The organism is Nitrospira moscoviensis, assembly GCF_001273775.1.
In the GTDB taxonomy this organism is placed as follows: Bacteria; Nitrospirota; Nitrospiria; order Nitrospirales; family Nitrospiraceae; genus Nitrospira_D; species Nitrospira_D moscoviensis.
On record NZ_CP011801.1, the window covers coordinates 948795 to 968102 of the forward strand.

At 63.2% G+C, this 19308-nt stretch carries 19 protein-coding genes and 2 pseudogenes; 18 read left to right on the forward strand and 3 right to left on the reverse strand.

Annotated elements, in window-relative coordinates:
* Positions 1-57: 57 nt before the first annotated feature.
* From NITMOv2_RS04660 to NITMOv2_RS04670, 3 genes are all read left to right on the forward strand, one after another.
* Complete coding sequence (locus NITMOv2_RS04660) at positions 58-795, forward strand: TVP38/TMEM64 family protein (protein WP_083447741.1); 738 nt, start codon at positions 58-60, stop codon at positions 793-795.
* A gap of 77 nt (positions 796-872) precedes the next feature.
* On the forward strand, positions 873-2426 hold the full coding sequence (locus NITMOv2_RS04665) for a mercuric reductase (protein WP_053378782.1): 1554 nt from the start codon (positions 873-875) through the stop codon (positions 2424-2426).
* Positions 2411-3175 (forward strand): DUF3047 domain-containing protein, encoded by a 765-nt coding sequence (locus tag NITMOv2_RS04670; protein WP_053378783.1) that lies wholly within the window; start codon positions 2411-2413, stop codon positions 3173-3175. Before NITMOv2_RS04665 ends, NITMOv2_RS04670 begins: the two co-directional genes overlap by 16 nt.
* Before the next feature lie 94 nt (positions 3176-3269).
* On the opposite strand, the gene NITMOv2_RS04675 is transcribed toward NITMOv2_RS04670, so the two are convergent.
* Positions 3270-3671 (reverse strand): hypothetical protein, encoded by a 402-nt coding sequence (locus tag NITMOv2_RS04675; RefSeq protein ID WP_053378784.1) that lies wholly within the window; start codon positions 3669-3671, stop codon positions 3270-3272.
* 213 nt (positions 3672-3884) lie between these two features.
* Here NITMOv2_RS04675 and NITMOv2_RS04680 point away from each other — a divergent pair, with 213 nt between their 5' ends.
* From NITMOv2_RS04680 to NITMOv2_RS04745, 14 genes and pseudogenes are all read left to right on the forward strand, one after another.
* Positions 3885-4682: a DUF547 domain-containing protein gene (locus NITMOv2_RS04680; protein ID WP_187299362.1), complete on the forward strand. Its 798-nt coding sequence runs from the start codon at positions 3885-3887 to the stop codon at positions 4680-4682.
* Positions 4666-5319, forward strand: coding sequence for a hypothetical protein (locus NITMOv2_RS04685; protein WP_053378786.1), 654 nt, complete (start codon positions 4666-4668; stop codon positions 5317-5319). Before NITMOv2_RS04680 ends, NITMOv2_RS04685 begins: the two co-directional genes overlap by 17 nt.
* Before the next feature lie 7 nt (positions 5320-5326).
* Complete coding sequence (locus NITMOv2_RS04690) at positions 5327-6040, forward strand: TIGR04283 family arsenosugar biosynthesis glycosyltransferase (protein WP_053378787.1); 714 nt, start codon at positions 5327-5329, stop codon at positions 6038-6040.
* Between the two features lie 183 nt (positions 6041-6223).
* Positions 6224-7630 (forward strand): DUF5666 domain-containing protein, encoded by a 1407-nt coding sequence (locus NITMOv2_RS04695; protein WP_145976171.1) that lies wholly within the window; start codon positions 6224-6226, stop codon positions 7628-7630.
* 34 nt (positions 7631-7664) lie between these two features.
* A complete protein-coding gene (locus tag NITMOv2_RS04700) occupies positions 7665-8198 on the forward strand; it encodes a hypothetical protein (RefSeq protein WP_053378789.1) in 534 nt (177 codons plus the stop codon).
* 183 nt (positions 8199-8381) lie between these two features.
* Positions 8382-9278 carry a transporter gene (locus tag NITMOv2_RS04705; RefSeq protein WP_053378790.1) on the forward strand — a complete coding sequence of 299 codons (897 nt, stop codon included), beginning with the start codon at positions 8382-8384 and terminating at the stop codon, positions 9276-9278.
* Between the two features lie 85 nt (positions 9279-9363).
* Positions 9364-9966: a sigma-70 family RNA polymerase sigma factor gene (locus tag NITMOv2_RS04710; RefSeq protein WP_053378791.1), complete on the forward strand. Its 603-nt coding sequence runs from the start codon at positions 9364-9366 to the stop codon at positions 9964-9966.
* A gap of 4 nt (positions 9967-9970) precedes the next feature.
* A complete protein-coding gene (locus tag NITMOv2_RS04715; protein ID WP_053378792.1) occupies positions 9971-10651 on the forward strand; it encodes an isoamylase early set domain-containing protein in 681 nt (226 codons plus the stop codon).
* A gap of 53 nt (positions 10652-10704) precedes the next feature.
* Positions 10705-11079, forward strand: coding sequence for an isoamylase early set domain-containing protein (locus NITMOv2_RS04720; RefSeq protein ID WP_083447744.1), 375 nt, complete (start codon positions 10705-10707; stop codon positions 11077-11079).
* An 11-nt stretch (positions 11080-11090) separates the two neighbouring features.
* Positions 11091-11972 (forward strand): hypothetical protein, encoded by an 882-nt coding sequence (locus NITMOv2_RS04725; protein ID WP_053378794.1) that lies wholly within the window; start codon positions 11091-11093, stop codon positions 11970-11972.
* Positions 11973-12338: 366 nt separating this feature from the next.
* Positions 12339-12611, forward strand: a complete 273-nt coding sequence (locus NITMOv2_RS24875) for a hypothetical protein (RefSeq protein ID WP_053378795.1) — start codon at positions 12339-12341, stop codon at positions 12609-12611.
* A pseudogene (locus tag NITMOv2_RS24880) lies at positions 12578-12955 on the forward strand (transposase); the annotation flags it as partial. The gene NITMOv2_RS24875 and the pseudogene NITMOv2_RS24880, both read left to right, overlap by 34 nt.
* A gap of 193 nt (positions 12956-13148) precedes the next feature.
* Positions 13149-13475, forward strand: a complete 327-nt coding sequence (locus NITMOv2_RS04740) for a hypothetical protein (protein ID WP_202967314.1) — start codon at positions 13149-13151, stop codon at positions 13473-13475.
* Between the two features lie 118 nt (positions 13476-13593).
* Positions 13594-16251 (forward strand): CBS domain-containing protein, encoded by a 2658-nt coding sequence (locus tag NITMOv2_RS04745; protein WP_053378797.1) that lies wholly within the window; start codon positions 13594-13596, stop codon positions 16249-16251.
* Between the two features lie 8 nt (positions 16252-16259).
* On the opposite strand, the gene NITMOv2_RS04750 is transcribed toward NITMOv2_RS04745, so the two are convergent.
* Entirely contained in the window at positions 16260-16946 is a 687-nt protein-coding gene (locus tag NITMOv2_RS04750) for a DUF6573 family protein (protein WP_053378798.1), read from the reverse strand.
* 147 nt (positions 16947-17093) lie between these two features.
* Between NITMOv2_RS04750 and NITMOv2_RS24885 the strand changes: the two are divergent.
* Positions 17094-17297 (forward strand): annotated as a pseudogene (locus NITMOv2_RS24885) (DnaJ domain-containing protein); the annotation flags it as partial.
* Positions 17298-17860: 563 nt separating this feature from the next.
* On the opposite strand, the gene NITMOv2_RS04760 reads toward NITMOv2_RS24885, so the two are convergent.
* Positions 17861-19237, reverse strand: coding sequence for an OmpP1/FadL family transporter (locus NITMOv2_RS04760; RefSeq protein ID WP_053378800.1), 1377 nt, complete (start codon positions 19235-19237; stop codon positions 17861-17863).
* Between the last annotated feature and the right edge of the window lie 71 nt (positions 19238-19308).

A 19308-nucleotide genomic window follows, 5' to 3' on the forward strand; every position in this document is an offset into this window, starting at 1 on the left:
AGTCGGAGACCGGATCGACCTACCTCCATTACATTGACAGCCACGGGAGGAGTCCCCATGATACGCCACGAGGTCACGATGTCGACCCCCGCATCTTCCACCACGGCCGGTGCTCAGACCAACATGGGTAAGCTCGTCATCGTCGCCGTCGTCGCCGTGGCCATCGGCGCCTTTTTCTTTTTCGACCTGGGGCGGTTTCTGTCGCTGGCGGCCCTCAAGGAGAATCGCGACAATTTGCTCGCCTTTACGCAGGACCATTACGCCGCAGCGGCCGGCTTGTTTATCCTGTCGTACATCGCCGTCACCGGATTGTCTCTGCCGGGGGCGGTCATCATGACGCTCGCCGGCGGATTCCTGTTCGGCGGGGTCGTCGGAACGCTCTTCGTCAACATCGGCGCGACGACCGGCGCGACGCTGGCCTTTCTTGCGGCGCGGTATGTGTTGCGCGACGCGGTCGAGCAGAAGTTCGGCAAGTGGCTTGGGCCGCTCCAGGAGGGGTTCGCCAAGAACGCCTTCAGCTATCTGATGACGCTGCGGCTGATTCCGCTCTTTCCGTTCTTCGTCGTGAATCTGGTGTCGGGGTTGACGCGGGTGAGCGTCGGGACGTACGTGGCCGCCACGGCGCTCGGCATCATTCCCGGTTCATTCGTCTATGCCTATGCCGGCCGGCAGCTCGGAACGATCAACTCGCTGAAAGAGATCGCTTCGCCGAACGTGATCGCGGCCTTTGTCCTGCTGGGCCTGTTGGCGCTGGTCCCGATCGTCTACAAGGCAGTGTCCGGTAAGCGGGCGTGATCACGGCGTGAAGCGTGAAGCGTGAAAAAGAGGGGACGTCGCGCGATGATCGGCTCCGTTCAGAGAGGACTATTTCGATGAGCCAGCCTGAAGAGACCCTTGTCCTGCCGAATGACGAGCACAATCGGACGTTGGTGGCAAACGTCCATCCGCGCGACTGGATCAATCCCCAGCCGGACGGGCGCTACAACATCGTAGTCATTGGCGCCGGCACAGCCGGCTTGGTGACGGCCGTGATTGCCGCCGGTCTCGGTGCCAAGGTGGCGTTGATCGAGCGGCATTTGATGGGCGGCGATTGTCTGAATGTCGGCTGTGTGCCGTCGAAAGGCATCATCCGGGCGGCGCGCGCCTGGGCCGATCTCAAGCAGGCGGACGAGTTCGGCGTTCATATCCCGCCGGGCATCAAGTACGACTTCGGTGCGGTGATGGCCCGTATGCGGAAGCTGCGCGCGCGCATCAGCCATACGGACTCCGCGCATCGCTATAAAAGTCTGGGGGTGGACGTCTATATCGGCGACGCGACATTCGTCGATCGCGGGACGATCCGGGTGGAAGGGCCGGCCGGCCATCGATCGTTGAAATTCGCGAAAGCGGCCATCTGCACCGGAGCGCGGGCTGCGGCGCCGCCGACGCCGGGACTCCAGGAAGCGGGCTACCTGACCAACGAAACGGTCTTTTCGCTCACCGAGCTGCCCCCGCGTCTCGGCGTGATCGGCGCCGGCCCCATCGGCTGCGAGCTGGCGCAGGCGTTCGCGCGCTTCGGCAGCCGAGTGTACTTGGTCGAGGCGATGCACGGCATCATGCCCAATGAAGACCGGGACGCGGCGGCGATCGTGGAACAGGCGATGAAGCAGGACGGCGTCACGTTGCTCTGTTGCGGAAAGGAACTGAAGGTTCAGAAGACTGAGGCCGGCAAGCGGCTCACCGTCGATTCGCACGGACAGCACTATGATCTCACCGTCGATGAAATCCTCGTCGGGGTCGGCCGGACGCCGAACACGCAGGGCCTGGAGCTCGAAGTCGCCGGTGTCGAGTACGACAAGACCGGGGTGAAGGTCAACGCCCGACTGCAGACGTCCAACCCGCACATTTTCGCTGCGGGCGATGTGTGCTCGAAGTACAAGTTTACGCACGCGGCCGACGCCATGGCGCAAATCGTCATCCAGAACGCGCTGTTTCCCCATCCCTTCGGGTTGGGCTACGCGAGCATGGATCAGCTGATCATGCCCTGGTGCACCTTCACCGAGCCGGAAGTCGCCCATGTCGGCCTGTACGAGGCGGAGGCCAAAGCCAAGGGATTGGACGTCGAAACCTACACGTACAAGCTCGATGAGGTCGATCGCGCGATTCTCGACGGGGAGGAAGAAGGCTTTGCGCGGGTGCACATCCAGAAGGGCAACGACAAGATTTTGGGCGCTACGATCGTCGCCGCCCGTGCCGGCGAGATGATCGGGGAATTTTCCGTGGCGATGAAAGCGGGCGCCGGCGCTAACACCATCGCGGCGACGATTCATCCCTATCCCACGCAAGCCGAAGTCAATAAGAAAGCCGTCAATCTCTGGCGGAAAGCCCATTTTACGCCGAGGACGAAGCACATCCTGACGAAGCTCTTTGCATGGATGAGACGGTGACACAGGCGCCGCGTCATCGCCGGATCGCGCGGGCCTGGTTGGCCGTGATCGTGGTGACTCTGCCGGCGCTTGTCCTGGCCCAGAACGAGGCCACGCTGGAGGTGGGCCGCTTTTCCACCGCCCCGCCGGGCGCGGCAGCGCCGCCGGGCTGGAAGCCGCTCAGCTTTAAGAAAGTCCCGCGGCAGACGCAGTACAAGCTGGTCAAGGACGGTGATCGGACGGTCGTCCAGGCGGTGAGCGACGCCTCGGCCTCAGGTCTGATCACAGAGGTGACGATCGATCCGCGCGACTATCCTATCGTGCGGTGGCGCTGGAAGGTCGAAAACTTGTTGACGCACAGCGATGTGCGCCGCAAGGACGGCGACGATTATCCGGCCCGGCTGTATATTACCTTCGAATACGATCCGGACAAGGTCAGCTTCGCCAAGAAACTCAAGTACAAGGCCGGGCGGGTGCTCTTCGGCGATATTCCGATTGCGGCGCTGAATTATATCTGGGAGACGGCCACGCCGGTCGGGGCCATCGTTGAAAACGCCTATACGGATTTTGCCCAGATGATCGTCGTGGAAAGCGGGGTTGGCAGAGTCGGCGAGTGGGTGGACGAGGAGCGGAACGTGTATGACGACTATCGGAGGGCCTTCGGCGAAGAGCCGCCCCTGATCAACGGCGTGGCGATTATGAGCGATACCGACAACACGAAGGAGCGCGCCACGGCCTACTACGGGGATATCGTCTTTGCGAAGCGATGACGGCTGGACCGACAAAACAAAAGGGCCGGCCTATGCAGGGCCGGCCCCCTCGAAGACACCCGCGCCGGGTGGGTGCGCGGATTCGAATACGGGACTACTGAATGGAATTCGCGAAGCCACCCCGCGTGATTTCGGCGCGAACGGTGTCCCCGACCTTCTTGTTCCCGCGAAGATGTTTGGTGCCCTGTCCGACGTACAGCTGCACCTGGTTGCCTTCGTAATCTTCGACCAGGTACATGTCGCCATGGATGCTCTTCACCGTGCCCCCGACCGTCTTCCAGGCCGGACCCGGCTTGGTATCATGCTGGCCGGACTTGGGAGCGTGGCCCGGATCGGAGATATGGGCTCCGGCAGCCGCTGCTGCGGCGCTGGCGGACTTATGGCCGGCCGGTTTTTTCGATTCCTTCTTGGAATCCTTGGCCCACGCCGGACCCATGGCCAACGCCAAAATCGCGAGGGCGCCCACCATGACCGGCATCGTCTTCGTCGTCTTCATCGCAATGCCTCCTTATTGGAAATCACCTAGAATAGGTTGATCTCTCAGCAAGGCGTATGCCATTGAAGACGAACCGCAGACCGAGCGTTTTTCTCGCCGCTTATGCGCAGGCGCGCCGGGGGAGATGCGTGGAAGTGCGTAAAAAGGAAAAAAAACGTCATGTGGCCGTGCAAATCTGGCCAACGGTCTGATCACCCACGTAAAAAGTGGGTGTTGGCTTGGGGACTTCTTGGGGCGACGGGCTTCCTTCAAGCCGGTTGTGCCGCGGTCCCGGATCGGTTTTCTCCGGCCGAGCCGGTGGATCCCACCTCGTTCAGCCAGGCGCAATGGAATGCGGTGTTGCAGGCTCATGTCCGCGACGGGCTGGTCGACTATCCCGCCATGCAACGCGACCAGCGGTTCCACGGCTATCTCAGCATGCTCGATCGCGTCGACCCCGGCTCATTGCCGACTGAGCAAGCGCGGCTGGCTTTCTGGATCAACGCCTACAACGCCTTTGCCGTCCAAGGCATCCTCGACGGCGAAAGGCCGGCTCCCTATGTCGGCTGGTATCGCTACTTCAAGCTGCGCCGTTATGGGGTGGGCGGCCAGCGCATCACGCTGTCGGATCTGGAGCATGAAGTGCTCCGCCGGCAGTTCCGCGAGCCGCGGATCCACTTTACGATCGTCTGCGCATCCTCCTCCTGTCCGAAGCTGCAACCTTGGGCGTTCGAGCCGGATCGGCTGGAGGCGCAACTCGACCAGGCCGCGCGCGACTTCATCAACGACCCGCGCCGCAACCGGTTCGATCCGCACGCCAAGATCGCCTATCTCTCGAAGATCTTCGACTGGTTCGAAGACGATTTTTCCGCTGCCGCGGGTGATGTGTTGCACTATGTCGCACGGTATGTGAATGATCCCGAGGTCGCGCAGGACGTGGCCGCCGCCCGCTATCGCATCGAGTATCTGGAGTACGACTGGTCCCTCAACGGCATCCCGCCCACGGAGGCTTCGCATGCTGATCCGTCCTGACGAACAGGTACCGATCGCTCGGCTGCTCACGTTTCTCGAATACGGCGAGCGGCTGGCGCACGACTGTGCGGCCAAACAGGCGGCCCTCGTGGACGAAGCGGGCGCCGCCCGCTTTCTGAATGGCCAGGCGCGGCAGGAACGCCTGCATGCCTGCGTGTTTCAGGGCGCCATCGCCTGGCTGGCTCCGCGCCATCTGGGCGCCGCGCCGTTTTTGCCGGCGCTGGAAGAATACCGGCGAAAACTGGACGATCGGCTGTCCCGGAGAGATCTGTATGAAACGTTCCTGGCGGAACAGATTATTCTCGAAGGGCTCGGCGAGGCGATTCTCCATCGCATCGAAGCCGGGCTCGTCAAGCGCGGCGCGCCGTTCGGCCGGCTCCGGCGCGTCCTCTTACACCAGGAGGAGGCGCATCATGCGTTCGGGTTGCGGATGATCGAACGCGGCGTGGCCGCCGGACGGGCCGATCGAGATCGGCTCCGCCATGCGGCGCAGGAGTATCTCGATCTGACGCACCGGATGGTCCTGACGCTGGCCGACCTTTTCAGCAGCATCCATGAGGATCCGGCCGCCTGGGCCGGCGATGTGAACACGTATGTACCGGCGTGGTTGGCGTGCGGGCCGTTGGAAGCGAGCTGAGGCCTTCATGGTGTCCGTCATCATCCCGGCTTATAACGAAGAGAAAGCGCTGCCGTCCACGCTCGATGCGCTCTTCCGGCAGACCGGCGACTATGAAACCGTCGTCGTCGACGGCGGCAGCACCGATGGCACGAGGCAGGTCCTCCGAAACTACGGTGTTGATTTCAACGCATCACCCGTCACGCGTCATCCATCACGCGTTCTTTTGACTGCTCCCAAAGGCCGCGCATCTCAGATGAATGCGGGCGCGAAGGCCGCGCGAGGCGAGTGGCTCTTGTTTCTGCACGCCGATACGGTGCTGCCGGTCGGCGCCATTCCACGCTTGAATGCCATGGAAATGGACCACATGATTCAAGCCGGCGGGTTTCTCCATCAATTCTCCGGCGACAATTGGCGGTTGCGGCTGATTTCGTTTCTCGATAATTTCCGTTGCACCCGCAGCCGGATTATCTACGGCGATCAGGCGCTCTTTGTCCGCCGGTCGTTGTTTGAAGAGCTCGGGGGATTTCCGGAACAGCTCATCCTGGAAGATGTGGCGTTCTGCGAGCGATTGATCCGGCGCACGAACCCGATGCTGTTGTCTCCCCCCGTGGTGACGGACTCGCGCAAGTTCGTGCAAATGGGTGTCTGGCGCAGCTTCGCCCGTGTGCTGGCCATCATCCTCCATGTCGAATGGGGCCTCCCGACGCTTCCCCGTTCGTTTTTTTCCGACGTGCGCTAGCCGATCCTCCGCGCAACGCCGACCTGTCCGGTCACCACTCCCTGAATCTTCCGTAGCCACTGCGTTTACCTTTTTTGTCCTTCCCCGTCTAACCCCTCAGCGACGGATCGGGTGACAGCGATTTGAACGTCCGCCGTCCGTTGGCAAGGGCTTCGGCATTGTTCCTTAACCAGGAGTGTTCTTATGAGACCGTCATCGTTATTCGTATCAGTCATGGGTGTCTTGGGATTGGTGGGACTCCTGAGCGGTTGCGGCGGCGGGGAGTCACCGACGGCCGGCGGCAGTGCCACCGGCACTGCCGCGGCATCCGGCACGATCACCGGATTCGGCAGCGTGTTTGTGAACGGCAAGAAATTCGAGACGAGCGGCGCCTCGTTCATCGTCGACGGCGAAGCCGGACGTGGCCAAGGGGACTTGAAACTCGGCATGACGGTAACAGTGACCGGTTCATTCAGCGGCGGTCAGCGATTCGCCAACTCCGTGCATCAAAAGGATGCCGTGGAGGGAGTGGTGCAATCGGTGGCGGCGGATGGACTGAGCCTCGTGGTGATGGGGCAGACGGTGCTCATCGACAGTACGACCATTTTCGACAATAACGTCGCTTCTGCGGTCGGGGACACGGTCGAGGTCAATGGCCATATCAGGCCCGGCGGCGTGATTCAGGCGACCTTCATAGAAAAGAAGGCGGCTCAAGGGACATCGGAAGTCCGCGGCTTCGTACACAATCACAACGACGGGACGAAGACCTTCCAGATCGGCGCGCTCATCATCAACTATGCGACAGCGCTCATCAACGACATGCCGAATCCGGCCGGCGATGCCTGGAACGGGCTTTTGGTCGAAGTGAAAGGTACGTTGTCACAAGGAACACTGGTGGCGTCGAAAGTCGAACCGGAGAATCCGGGCGTCCGACAGGCGGACGAGTTTGAAGTCGAGGGATTCGTGACGCAGGTGCTCGGCACCGGGGATTTTTTCATCGGTGGCACTCATGTGCAAACCACCTCGGGGACGGAGTTCCGCGGCGGCACGATTGATGAGATCGTCGTGGGCACAAAGCTCTCGGCAGAAGGCCGTTTGGCCAACGGCATCTTGACTGCCAAGCATGTGAAGTTCCATGAGAGCACGCGGCTGGAAGGGAACGTCGCGACGATCGACCTGGCGGCGAAGACCTTCACGATCGCCGGGCTGCCCGGCGTAACGGTCACGGTGAACAGCCAGACGGAGTTCAAGGCGAACGGCGGCACAGCGATCACCGGTCTGGGTGACCTGGCGGTGGGCAATCACGTGCGGGTGCGTGGGCGCGCGAGCGGCACTACGTCGATCATCGCCACGCGCGTCGAGCGACGCCAGGCGGACGATGATGTCGTACTGCAGGGGCCGGTGCAGGTGCTGGCCGGTCCGAACATCACGATTCTCGGCGTCACGGTCGATACATCCGGTATCGACGAGTTCGACGGAGTGAACGACGCTCCTATCAGCCGGACCGCTTTCTTCAATGCCGTGAAGGTCGGGGCAGTGGTGAAAGTGAAAGGCCGGTTGAACGGCGGAGTCGTGACGTGGCGTGAAGCGGAGTTGGAAGATGAAGAGTAAGGACGGAACCGAAACCTACACAAGGAGATCGACGATGAAGATTCAGCGCCGACACGAAATGCTCTTGGGCCTCCTCATCGGCTTCTTCGCCGCCGTCTCGCCGGCGGCGGGGCAATCGACCGACACGGAGCGCACTCCGCTGCCCCGCACGGACAATCGCGGACCTGGCTCCATGAACAGCGGGCCTGGATCCCTGAACCACGGGCCCGGATCGGTCAACAGCGGATCGGATCGAAGAGACCACAGCGGTCGCCGCGGCGATGATCTGCGTGTCGCCCAAGCGGGCGAGGTCAGGCAGGACGATCGCCGTGAAGATCGTCGAGAAGACCGGCGAGCCGATCGCCGCGAGAACCGCCGGGATAATCGAGGCGGCGAAGTCCGCGGGCTCGACCGGGCCGATCAAGTCGCCGGCGAGCATGGTCGAGAGGGCCGTGACAACGCCCGGGCTGCCCAGATGGACCGGCCGAACCGGCCGGACCGGATGGAACGGCCGCAGAGACCGGAACGGCCCGAGCGACCCCAACGGCCTGAACGTCCGGAACGACCGGAGCGCGGCGGCAGAAACTAAGCCACTCAGCCGTACGGTGGTGGGTGATATGCAGACAGCGGCGTTGCGCGCGCAACGCCGCTGTCTGCTATTGGGGCCGCCGGCAGCCGATCTTGCGGCCTTGCCGGGCATGGGGTACCTTGGGCCCCAAAACGGAGGGAGAACGCGTTGATACGGATGGGGGCCATCGCAGTAGGGGTTGCAATGATGATGTTCGGAATCGAGCAAGCGGGCATCGCAGCAGACAAGGTCGAGCAGGCGCCGCTGCCGCCTGACCGGCTCTGGCAGATCGGGTTTACGCCGTCGTATTCGTCGGGCAACTTTGGAACGAACACGACCAGCACTTTTTTCTACGCGCCCCTCTCCGTCCGCCGGCTGTTCCGGGACGGGGATGTGACGGTGATCGTTCCGTTCGTCACCGCGACGACGGATGGACGGACGACCCTCGTGGGCGGGACTGCGATACGAGTCGATGACAGCGGAGGGAGCAATTCGGGATCCGGCGGGGGCGGCGGGTCCGAGGACGATGGGGGATGCAGCGGGAAAGGGTCCAATGTAAGTGGGAAGGACCGGGTCTGCGGGACGACGACGCGTGCGCCGGGTCAAAAAGTCACCACGGCCGGTCTGGGCGACATCATTCTGCGAGGCCGGTACTACGCTGTGGAAGAGACGGAGTATCGGCCGTTGATTGCCGTGACCGGCCGGATCAAAGTCCCGACGGCGAACGAAAAGCTCGGCCTCGGGACCGGTGCCCTTGATTATGGGGTCGGCGTGGAAATGTCCAAGTTCATCGGCGACGCATGGATCGTGTTTCTGGATGGCGGCTACAATATCATCGGCGATCCCGAGGGGCTCGAGCTCCAAAACCAGCATTGGTACGACCTCGGGGCCGGGTACTATGTGACAAGGGATCTCCTTGCCAGCGTCTATTTTGAAGAGTACCGGGCGATTCTGCCGGGCTTCGTGAACGCGCGCGATTTCTTTTTCGCCGTCAATTACATCGCCTCCGCCGCCTGGCGGTTCAACGGCGGTGTGACCGTCGGCGTGTCGAACGGGGCGCCCGATTATCTGGTGTCGGTGGGCGCCAGCCATCGCTTCTGATCCGTCAAGGGTTGGTTTACGAAACCGGTATGGCGCCGTCTAATGAATCAGGTCAGCCCATGCGGACAGCGGCGAGTGAGGACCGATGAGCGCGCCGCTGGATGAAAGCCGAGCGACGGACGAGGCGCAGCTTGTTGCCCGCTGTCTCCAGCGGGACCCCGAGGCCTTCGGGCTGTTGGTCGAGCGCCATGCCGGTGTCGTGCTGAACTTGGCCTATCGCATGGTCGGCGATCGTGTGCAGGCGGAAGATCTGGCGCAGGAGACCTTTCTGGCGGCGTTCAAGGCGCTGCCGACGTTTCGGGCCGAGGCGAAGTTTGCCACGTGGCTCTACCGCATCGCGGCGAACAAGTGCAAGGATTGGCTTCGGGCCAAGCGCCCGGGAGAAGGCCCGCTGGATGTCGATGCCGAGACGGCGCTGGACGAGCGCGTCGCCGATGAGCGCACGCCCGAACGGGCCTTGTCGCAGCAGCAAGTGGCCGGTCATTTGGATCGAGCCATCCAGCGGCTGCCGCCGCTCTATCGGGAAGCCTTTGTGCTGAAGCACGTCGAAGGGCTGAGCTATGAAGAGATGGAACCGATCCTGGACGCGAAGGCCGATACGTTGAAGATGCGGGTGTATAAAGCCCGCGTGCAACTGGCCCGGGAGCTGGCGGCCCTGAACGAGGGATCGTCGGCGACGGCGAGGTGAGCGGATGACGGAACAGGAACGGCTCGTTCAACGGTTCATCGATCAGGAGCTGGCGCCGCGAGAGCGCGTGCAGTTTTTACAAGCCGTGGAGGAAGACGGGACGCTCCGGCGGCAGTGGCTTGCAATGGAGTTGGTGGCGGCGGAAGCGGCTCAGCTTCCGCGCCTGGCTCCCTCCGCCCGCTTCGTCGCCCAAGTCTGCGCGAAGGCCATGGCCGACAGGCCGAGCCTGGGTCGGCGGTTCATGACATTCGTGACCGCCCCCCGTGTGATCGAGTGGAACCTGGCCGGCGCGGTCGTCGCCGCCTCGATCGCAGGGTTGGCGATCTGGGGCCTGTTGCGCATCGTGCCGGAGCGAACCGGCGAAGTGGTCGTGACGACTCAGGCGACTCAGGCCACGGCTGCGAACGAGGCGCAGGAGCCGACGGTGTTCGTCCGGCTCGTCCTGCTGCAGCCGCAGGCGCAGTCCGTCTCGGTCGCCGGCGATTTCAACGGGTGGAATCGCGCGCTCACCCAATTGGAGCGGACTGACGGCGGCATGTGGACCGCCACGATTCCGCTCAAGCCGGGCCGGTATCAATACATGTTTGTGATCGACGGCAAACACTGGATCGCCGATCCGCTGGCATCCGAGGACGCCGGCGACGGATTCGGCTCGACCAATGCGGTGCTCGATGTGTCGATCTAAGGCGCCGGCATGGTCCCTTGCATCGGACTTGTTCGTCGGCTACCCTCGCCCGTATGGGAAGAGGACTTACGGGATTACGTGCGGGGGCCGCCGTGGTGGCGGCGCTCTGCGCCTTTCTTCCGAGTTGCGCGCAGATCTGGAAGCCGGAGCCGCCTCGGCCGATCGGCGGCGCTGTGCGGTTCACGCTCTCGGCGCCCGAAGCGAAGACAGTCTTCGTCATCGGCTCCTTCAATGGGTGGGTCAAGGGCGCCACGCCGATGGCGGCGGTCGGCTCCTCCGGCCTGTGGTCGGTGGACGTGCCGCTGAAAGAAGGGGAATACACGTTCATGTATCTCGTGGACGGGGTACGGTGGGTGACGCCGCCGCTCGCGGACGATTTTGTGACGGACGGGTTCGGGCAGACTAACGGCGTGGTGATCGTACGATGATGCATGGACGCATGAAAAGCGGTTTCGTATCCGTGGTCCTGCTGTCGGTGCTGTGCAGGGGTCCCGCTTTGGCCGAGTCGCTCTCCGTGCAAGATCGGGACGAGATCAACCGGCTCCGGGTCGCCCAGGGGCACAGCGCGGAAGCGGTCGAGCCGCTCATCGAACAGGTCAACAGGGCCGGTGAGAAAGGTATTCCGCCGGAGCCGCTTGCCAACAAAGTCAAAGAAGGGTTGGCCAAGGGTGTCGACCCGAAACGGATCGAACCGGTGTTGCGGCAGCTCACGTCCCATTTCGAAGCCGCGCAGGATCTGCTCCGTGAAGCCGGAACCCGCGGCGCCATCGAAGGCAATCGCCAGCGGGCGATGGAGACGATGGCCGAGGCCCTGGCGCGCGGCGCGACCGTCGACGAAGTGCGTGAGCTGGCGCGCGTGGCGCAGGACGGCAAACAGAAAGTGACGCAGGACCTGTTGGCGGCCGGCGCCAAGAGTTTGGCCGTGATGAAAGAAGGAAAGATTCCGTCTAAAGACGGAGCGGCGTTGGTCAGCGAAGGCATCCGCCAGGGCTATCGTCCGTCGGAGCTGCTGGATCTCAGCCGGGAAGTCAAGCGGCGGGGAGCCGAATTTCAGGAAGGCCGCGCCAATCTCCGGACGCTGCGCGAGCAAATCAGCCGCGGCGAGCGGGGCGACCGGTTGTTTCGAGAAGACCGCGGCGGTACCGGCGGCGGCGACCGCGGCGGCCGCGGAGACTCCGGCCGGGACCGGCTCGACCGGCCGGATCGCTCCGGCCACGGCGATCGGCCCGACAGGGTGGAGCGTCCAGAAAGGCTGGACCGCCCGGATCGACCGGAGCGACCTGAGCGTCCTGATCGGTCGGGCAGCGGCCGTGACCGCTAGAGCAGGATACTGAAAAAGGCCGCCAGCGGGGGACACGGGGCGCTCACCATCTCGCGCCCGTGCGCAAACCTGAGGCGACTTATTCGTCGCCTCGCGCACCTCAGTCGCCTGCCTCCCTGTGACGTACCGTTTCCGGGAAGCGAGCCGTCTCGGCGGCTCGGGGGTTGGGCGGGTGAGAATGGTACGCCTTGTATCATGGACAGTGGTACATGAGACGCACGGAATGTGACAGATCGATACGCCTCCGGTCCAACGAGACCGTGACTGAGCCAGGTCGTCACATTCCTCCAGTCCACAAGCCCGGACAGTTGCCAGGGCCAGCGAGCCCGCATCATGACAAGGACGGGCTTCACCAAGGAGGGGGCGATGCAGCCAGGGTCGATCTGTGTGGGGATTGATGTCTCGAAAGCGCACTTGGACATGGCGCTGTATCCCGGAGACGAGTCGATCCGGGTTGCGTATGACGTCCAGGGGATGGCGACCGTGATCGCTCGCGTGAGCGCCGCGTCGCCGACGCGGATTGTGGTGGAAGCCACGGGAGGAGTGGAACGGCCCTTGTTGCGGGCCCTGCTGGAGGCGGCCTTGCCCGTCGTGAGCGGGAAGACCTGCTGCGGAGTGTGCTGGGCATCGGGCCGGTGATGAGCCGCACGGTGTTGGCCGAGCTGCCCGAGTTGGGCCTGTTGAATCGCAAACAGATTGCCGCCTTGGTGGGCGTGGCGCCGTTCAATCGCGACAGCGGGCAGCTGCGCGGGCCGCGGACCATCTGGGGCGGCCGGGCCTCGGTCCGTACCGCGTTGTACATGGCCACCTTGGTGGCGACGCGGTGGAACCCCGCGATCCGTGCCTTCTATCAGCGCTTGCGGGCTGCGGGGAAAGCCCCCAAGGTCGCCCTCGTCGCGGCGATGCGGAAGCTCCTGACGATTCTCAATGCGATGATGCATCATGGGGCACGCTGGCGTTCCACAGCAGAAGTGGTCGCTTGACAATCAAGACAGTTGCTCAGTCGTCAGGCTCCCTGCGGCCTTGCTGGAAGGCCTTTTTGAGTATCCTGCAAGAGTGGACGCGTCGGTCTTAACCTGCTACATAAGCGCCACGCCGCATGCCTGCCCTGTCAACCGAGACCTCTCGCGGGCGTTGTAGGAGGCAGGTGTCGCAGTTCCACTTCACAAGGAGGCAATGATGAGGCAGATGTTGCTCGCCATCAGCACAGTGGTCCTTACCGCCGGCATGGCCTACGCGCAGGCCGACACGCCAGGGATCGATCAGCGGCAGGCCAACCAGGAGCGGCGGATCGATCAGGGCATCGCCAGCGGCCAGTTGACCCAACGCGAGGCGGCCCGCCTGGATCGCCAGCAGGACCGCATCGACCGTATGGAAAATAAGGCGAAGGCCGATGGAGTCGTCACCGCTAGGGAGCGGGCCCGCCTCCATGCCGCGCAGGATCGGGCCTCCCGCAACATTGCTCGTGAGAAGCACGACGCGCAAGGGAAGCGGCATCGCTGACCGGTCGTGAGATCAGGCGCCGTCCTCCGGGACGGCGCCTGCCGTCTCTTCATCCGTCCATCCGTTCTTTCCGAGCCGCCGCATTTCCCGCCTCAGAGGACCCTGCTAGAATGCGCCCATGGAGATCATCGCCACGCATAGCCATGCCGATTTCGACGGCCTGGCCTCCATGGTCGCCGCGCGCAAGCTCTTTCCGGAGGCCCAGCTCGTGCTGCCGGCCGGCGGCCAAGAGGCCGTGCGCGATTTCCTCGCCGTTCACGATCTCGGGCTCGCCAAACTGAAAGAGCTCGACCTCTCCCACGTGCGAAGACTGATCCTCGTCGATACGCAGGAGCCCGACCGCATCGGCGCGCTCAAGGTCTGCATCGAGAATCCCTCCGTCGAAGTCGTCGTGTTCGATCATCATGTGGACGAAGCATCCATCTGTGCAGGCCGCTCGCCGCACTCCGTCATCGACTCCGTAGGCGCGACCACGACGATTCTCGTCGAGCAACTGCGCCGGCAGAAGATCGCTATTACGCCGTTCGAAGCGACGGTGATGGCATTGGGGCTCTATGAAGAAACCGGGTCGTTCGGGTTCGCCTCCACGACCAGTCGGGATTTGGAAGCCGGGGCGTTCCTCATCGCGTCCGGCGCCGACGTGAATCTGGTGACGGAAACGTTGCGGCGCCCGCTCGATCCCGACGCCGTCGCCTTGCTCAACGATCTGCTCGAGCACAGCGAGGTGCATTATTTGGAAGGCCGAAAAGTCCTCGTCGCCACGAGCACGCTCGATCGGCGCCGCGGGGAGGCGGCCGATGTGGTGCACCGGCTCACCGAATTGGAGGGGGTCGATGCCGTGATCGTCGCCGTCACGATGGAGGACAAGGTCCAACTCATCGGCAGAAGCCGGCGGCCCGAAATCGACGTCGGCTGGATCGCGCGCGAGTTCGGCGGGGGTGGGCATGCGGTGGCCGCCGCCGCGAGCGTCAAAGGCCAGCCGCTGGCCGAGGTGCACGAGCGGCTGGTCCACCTGCTCACGACCCGGTACCGGCCCACATTGCTCGCGCAGGATGTCATGACGAAACCCGTGAAGGCGATCGCCCAGGACACCACGATCGCCGAGGTCGGCCAGCGGATGACCACCTATGGCTTGAACGTGTTTCCGATTCTCGACGAGAAAGACCGGTACGCCGGGCTGGTGAGCCGGGAGTCGATTCAAAAAGCGCTGTTCCATCGATTGGGGAAGAGATCCGTGCGGGAGATCATGCAGACCGACGCCTACTCCGCCCGGCCGGAGACGCCCTTTCACGACATCGAAACGGCGATGATCGAGCGCAACCAACGGTTCGTGCCGGTGATCAGCGGCACGAAGATCGTGGGGGTGATCACCAGGACGGATTTGCTGCGGACGTTGCACGACGATGTGCTCGGCGGCGCCAGGGTGCGCGCGCGACGGCCGGGACAGGCCGAGGACCAGTCTGCGGGGCGCCACCGCAATGTGCAGGGCCTGGTGCGGAGCCGGCTGCCGCATCGGCTCGTCGCCTTGCTGGAGGAGGCGGGGCGCCTGGCCGATCGTTTGAACGTGTCGCTGTATGTCGTCGGCGGGTGTGTCCGGGACCTCTTGCTGGGCATCGAGAATCTCGATCTCGATCTGGTCGTCGAGGGCGACGGGATCCTGTTCGCCAGGAAATTGGCCGAGGCGAAACAGGCCCGCGTGAAGGCGCACGACCGCTTCGGCACGGCCATCGTGCTCCTGCCGGACGGATTCAAGCTCGACGTCGCCACGGCGCGAACGGAATACTACGAGTATCCCACGGCGCTGCCCACCGTCGAGCAGAGTTCGATCAAGAAAGACCTGTACCGCCGGGATTTCACGATCAACGCGCTCGCCGTCCGTTTGAACGCCAAGGGTTTCGGGGAAGTGCTGGATTTTTACGGAGGCCAGCGCGATCTTCACGACAAGATCGTGCGCGTCCTGCACGGCCTGAGTTTCGTCGAAGATCCCACGCGGGTGTTTCGCGCCATCCGCTTCGCCGTGCGATTCGGCTTCCGTCTGGGCCGGGACACCGAAGCCTTGATCGAAGGCGCGGTGAAGATGAATCTCTTCCATCGATTGTCCGGCCATCGGCTGCTGGAAGAGCTGAAATTGCTGTTGGCCGAACGGGACGCGATGCAGGCCGTCAAACGCATGGCGGACTTCGGACTGCTGCGATTCATCCATCCGAAGCTCGGCTGGTCGTCGCGCCTGCAAGCGGGATTGCGCGCCGCGGAACAGGCGCTGGGTTGGTACCGGCTGCTCTATCTCGACCGAGAGATCGCGGGCTGGCTCGTCTACGTGGTGGCGCTGCTGGAGGTCTTGCCCGAGCGGGCGGTGGCCGACGTGCTCAAGCGGTTTCCCTTTACACAAGCGGAAGCCGCGGTGATCCGAGCCGCTCGGCTGAACGGCCAGGCGATCGTCCGGCAGTTGAGCCGACGCCCGCCGCCCAAGCCCGCTCAGGTCTATCGACTTCTGTGCGGCCTGTCCGACGAAACCCTACTGGGGTTGATGGCGCGCAGCAAGGCCGAGGCGATCATGCGCGCGATCTCCGCCTTTTTGACGACCTATCAGCATGTGAAGCCGTTATTGACCGGAGCGGATCTGAAAGCGATGGGGCTCAAACCCGGCCCGCAGTTCAAGCAGATTCTGGATCGGCTCTTGGATGCCCGTCTCAACGGGGAGGTGCACACGGAGCTTGACGAGCGCGACCTCGCGGCCCGTCTTATGAAGCAGAATGCGCCGCCGCCGTCTCGCTAGCCAGGTGTTCACTTCACGGGGATGATGGTCGCCGTCACTTCGTTGGGCAGCAGCAGAGTCACCAGCGCGCGGTGCCGTTCATCCGGCTGAATCAGCGCGAACAAAGGGATCGGCTGCGGAACTGATCCCGGCGGCAACGCCAACAGGGCCGGGAAGTCGATGAGCGGCGACAGAGTCGCCTGATTCGCGAGGCGCAGGCGAAAGGCCATCAGCACGTCGCGTAAGCGGTGCGCTTGTTCTTGTTCCGAGACCGATCCGCTCGTGGCGATGCCCACGTCCCATAAGGGCCTCGTCAGCGTCACGGGAAACGTCAATCCCACTTTCTTCGCCTCGTCCGTCACATCGATCAAAAATCCGGATCGAATGGCTTCTTCGCGTTTGGCTCGAATCGTCTCGGCCGATTCCGGCCCGTCACCGGAGGGCATGGAGTCGGAAGCAACCGATTGCGCCGCCGTGACCGGTTCCGAAGCGTCCTGTGTGGTCGGTTCGGCTGCTTGCGGGAGCTCAGCTCGCTCCGGCGAGGGCGAGAACGACCCGGCGGATTCAGGCTGTTGCGGGAGAGCCCGGCGTAAACCCTCGTATACTTTTTGGGCCGAGGCGGACCATGCGGGGTTGAAGGGCCGGCCGACGAAGGCGGCTTCCGCCGCCTTTTGCTCGTCATGGGTGAGCGCCCGGGGAGTACGTGGCTGTTCCATGAGTCAGTAAATAAGACGAGGCGGGGAAAAGTCAAGGGAACCTCCCAGGTCTGTGGGACATAGCGGGATGACCATGCGACGCGGCGAGGGGCGTTCACACTTGATCGAGGTGAAGCGCGTGGAAACGCCGTGCTATAGTCCTGCGCCATGGCCCGCATGGACTACTACCGCATCCTCGGCGTCTCCCGCGAAGCGTCCGACGACGAGATCAAGAAGGCCTATCGCAAGCTCGTCTTTCAACATCATCCCGATCGCAATCCCGACAGCAAGGACGCGGAGGCCAAGATCCGGGAGATCAACGCCGCCTACGAGATCGTCGGCGATGTCGAAAAACGCCGGAGCTACGACCGGCTGTTCTGGGGCGACGAACCGCGCGCCGAGGCCCTGGATCCGGGCGTCATTCTGGATCAGATGGAGCAGAAGCTCTTCGACGAAGGCCGCAAAGAGCTTTTCGCCATCTTGATGAAAGACGTGCAGCGGGTGAAGGCCGAGCTGGGCGTGATTCGGGAGCGCACGGTGGCGGCGCAGGGGTACGATTCGTTCGTCGAGAAGATCGTGGCCGCGCGCGCGGGCGAGATCATGGACGACTTGGTGACCGAGGAGATGGAAGGCCGCCGGCGGCGGCTGATCGAAGTGGCGACGGAAATGATGGTGTCGCAGGGGGTCGTCAAGCGCGGCGACGAAGGCGGCATCCGGTCGCTCCGGAATCGGCTCGACGAGAGCTTCCGCAACGGCCGCGTCCACGGCATCGCGTCGGCGTTGGAGCTGTTCTATGAACGGAGATAAGGCTGAATGTTGAATTGGCTCGGGGATTTCCGGCAATTCAACATTGAGCGTTCAACGTTGAACATTATTGTAGCCGTGCCCGGCGGTTCCCGTCACGGACGCGCCTATCTTCTTGTAAGAACACGGGATCAGAAATTGACCCGCATGGTGATGGCTCCGGCGTGAGTCGTCGTCTGGTAGATGCCGTTCACGGCGGCGATGGGGTTGCCGGTGACCGACCGCGATTCGAACAAGAACACGTGATACGCCAAATCCAGCCCGAGCATGGTACTGCTGAACCGGCTTTCTTTAGAACCGCCGCACGTGATCAGCCCCAGAAACCTGCCGTTTTCTTTGCAAAGGAAGCCGAGTCCGACTGACAGAACGTGAACCGGTGCATCCGGCGCGGCGGGGTTGAAATTCACATCGGGAATTGCGGCCTCTGAATGGAGGTACCCGGTGCGAATGGCGACGCTCCAATCGGGATGATTCGGGATCGACAGCCATTTGTATTCGGTCCCGATTCCCACGCTGACGGCATTGTTCCACCGTTGGGGATTTGCGATGGTCGTGCCGTTTGAGAGACGGACGTCGAAGTCGCGAATCGACTGCCAGCGTGCGTAATCCACGTCGACCTCAACTTTCCACTGCCGATCCCGATTGCGCACCGGCCATACGGCCAAGCCCCAGGTGTAGATTTCCGGGAGGCGAATCGAGGAGCTTGCGTCTGCCATCAGCGCTCCGTTCACCCGCAATTCTCCGTTGACCGGCAACACCGCCTGGCTACGCCACACAAAGGCGAGATTGAGCAGCGGCTCGCCGTCTTCCGTCTGCAGAACCTTGTACAGGAGACTGGCGTTGAGCCCGGCGGTCGTGCCCTTGCCGTTCAATTCGACGGTCGTGCCGCCTTGTATCGACCGCTGTTCCAAGTGGCCTTCCCCAAGGAAACTCGCGAACGTGAAGATGTCTGCGCCGAGGCCGACGGACAGGCGATCGGTCACCTTATAGGCCAGCGTCGGTTTGATATCGAGGAGCGGGAATTGGGCGAATGTCACGGCACTGGCAAACGGACCATCCCGGGGGTACTTGGCCGCGAATCCAAAAAGATTCTGCAGCCCAAGACCGACCGAGAGATCGCCGAGTGCGTGAACGCCGAGGTCCTTCAAATTCGCGGTGACGAACAGTTGTCCAGGCGGCGGCAGACCAATCGGAAAGGGGCGCTCGTTTGCGACCGAGCCGCCGGTCTGACTGGTGAAGCGCGTATTGACGCTGACGAACTGAACACCGACGGTGTGTTGAACACCGTGCAACTGTGTCATGCCGGCGGGATTGTAGAACACGGCCGTGGGATCGTCCGCCTGCGCCGCGAAGGCGTTGCCTTGTGCAATGGCGGCGGCGCCTTGAAACGGATTGCGAATGCCGTCGGCTTCCGTCCGTTGAGGTGTGGTCAATCCTATAGCAACGATGAGCGTGAGAGGGAGAAGGGCGAGGTAATAAGGCAAGTGACGGTTGCTCTTGTGTGGCACCGGCCGCTCCTAGATGGGCGGAAAGGAAGGTAACCAGTGGAGAAGCGGGTATCACAAGGGATGAACCGAGT

Coding starts and splice junctions, on each gene's coding strand:
- NITMOv2_RS04685 (WP_053378786.1), top strand. CDS start 4,666: ATGCTGATCCGTCCTGACGAACAGGTACCGATCGCTCGGCTGCTCACG.
- NITMOv2_RS04720 (WP_083447744.1), top strand. CDS start 10,705: ATGGGAAGAGGACTTACGGGATTACGTGCGGGGGCCGCCGTGGTGGCG.
- NITMOv2_RS04660 (WP_083447741.1), top strand. CDS start 58: ATGATACGCCACGAGGTCACGATGTCGACCCCCGCATCTTCCACCACG.
- NITMOv2_RS04665 (WP_053378782.1), top strand. CDS start 873: ATGAGCCAGCCTGAAGAGACCCTTGTCCTGCCGAATGACGAGCACAAT.
- NITMOv2_RS04705 (WP_053378790.1), top strand. CDS start 8,382: ATGATGATGTTCGGAATCGAGCAAGCGGGCATCGCAGCAGACAAGGTC.
- NITMOv2_RS04675 (WP_053378784.1), bottom strand. CDS start 3,671: ATGAAGACGACGAAGACGATGCCGGTCATGGTGGGCGCCCTCGCGATT.
- NITMOv2_RS24875 (WP_053378795.1), top strand. CDS start 12,339: ATGCAGCCAGGGTCGATCTGTGTGGGGATTGATGTCTCGAAAGCGCAC.
- NITMOv2_RS04745 (WP_053378797.1), top strand. CDS start 13,594: ATGGAGATCATCGCCACGCATAGCCATGCCGATTTCGACGGCCTGGCC.
- NITMOv2_RS04750 (WP_053378798.1), bottom strand. CDS start 16,946: ATGGAACAGCCACGTACTCCCCGGGCGCTCACCCATGACGAGCAAAAG.
- NITMOv2_RS04700 (WP_053378789.1), top strand. CDS start 7,665: ATGAAGATTCAGCGCCGACACGAAATGCTCTTGGGCCTCCTCATCGGC.
- NITMOv2_RS04695 (WP_145976171.1), top strand. CDS start 6,224: ATGAGACCGTCATCGTTATTCGTATCAGTCATGGGTGTCTTGGGATTG.
- NITMOv2_RS04710 (WP_053378791.1), top strand. CDS start 9,364: ATGAGCGCGCCGCTGGATGAAAGCCGAGCGACGGACGAGGCGCAGCTT.
- NITMOv2_RS04670 (WP_053378783.1), top strand. CDS start 2,411: ATGGATGAGACGGTGACACAGGCGCCGCGTCATCGCCGGATCGCGCGG.
- NITMOv2_RS04725 (WP_053378794.1), top strand. CDS start 11,091: ATGAAAAGCGGTTTCGTATCCGTGGTCCTGCTGTCGGTGCTGTGCAGG.
- NITMOv2_RS04715 (WP_053378792.1), top strand. CDS start 9,971: ATGACGGAACAGGAACGGCTCGTTCAACGGTTCATCGATCAGGAGCTG.
- NITMOv2_RS04690 (WP_053378787.1), top strand. CDS start 5,327: ATGGTGTCCGTCATCATCCCGGCTTATAACGAAGAGAAAGCGCTGCCG.
- NITMOv2_RS04740 (WP_202967314.1), top strand. CDS start 13,149: ATGATGAGGCAGATGTTGCTCGCCATCAGCACAGTGGTCCTTACCGCC.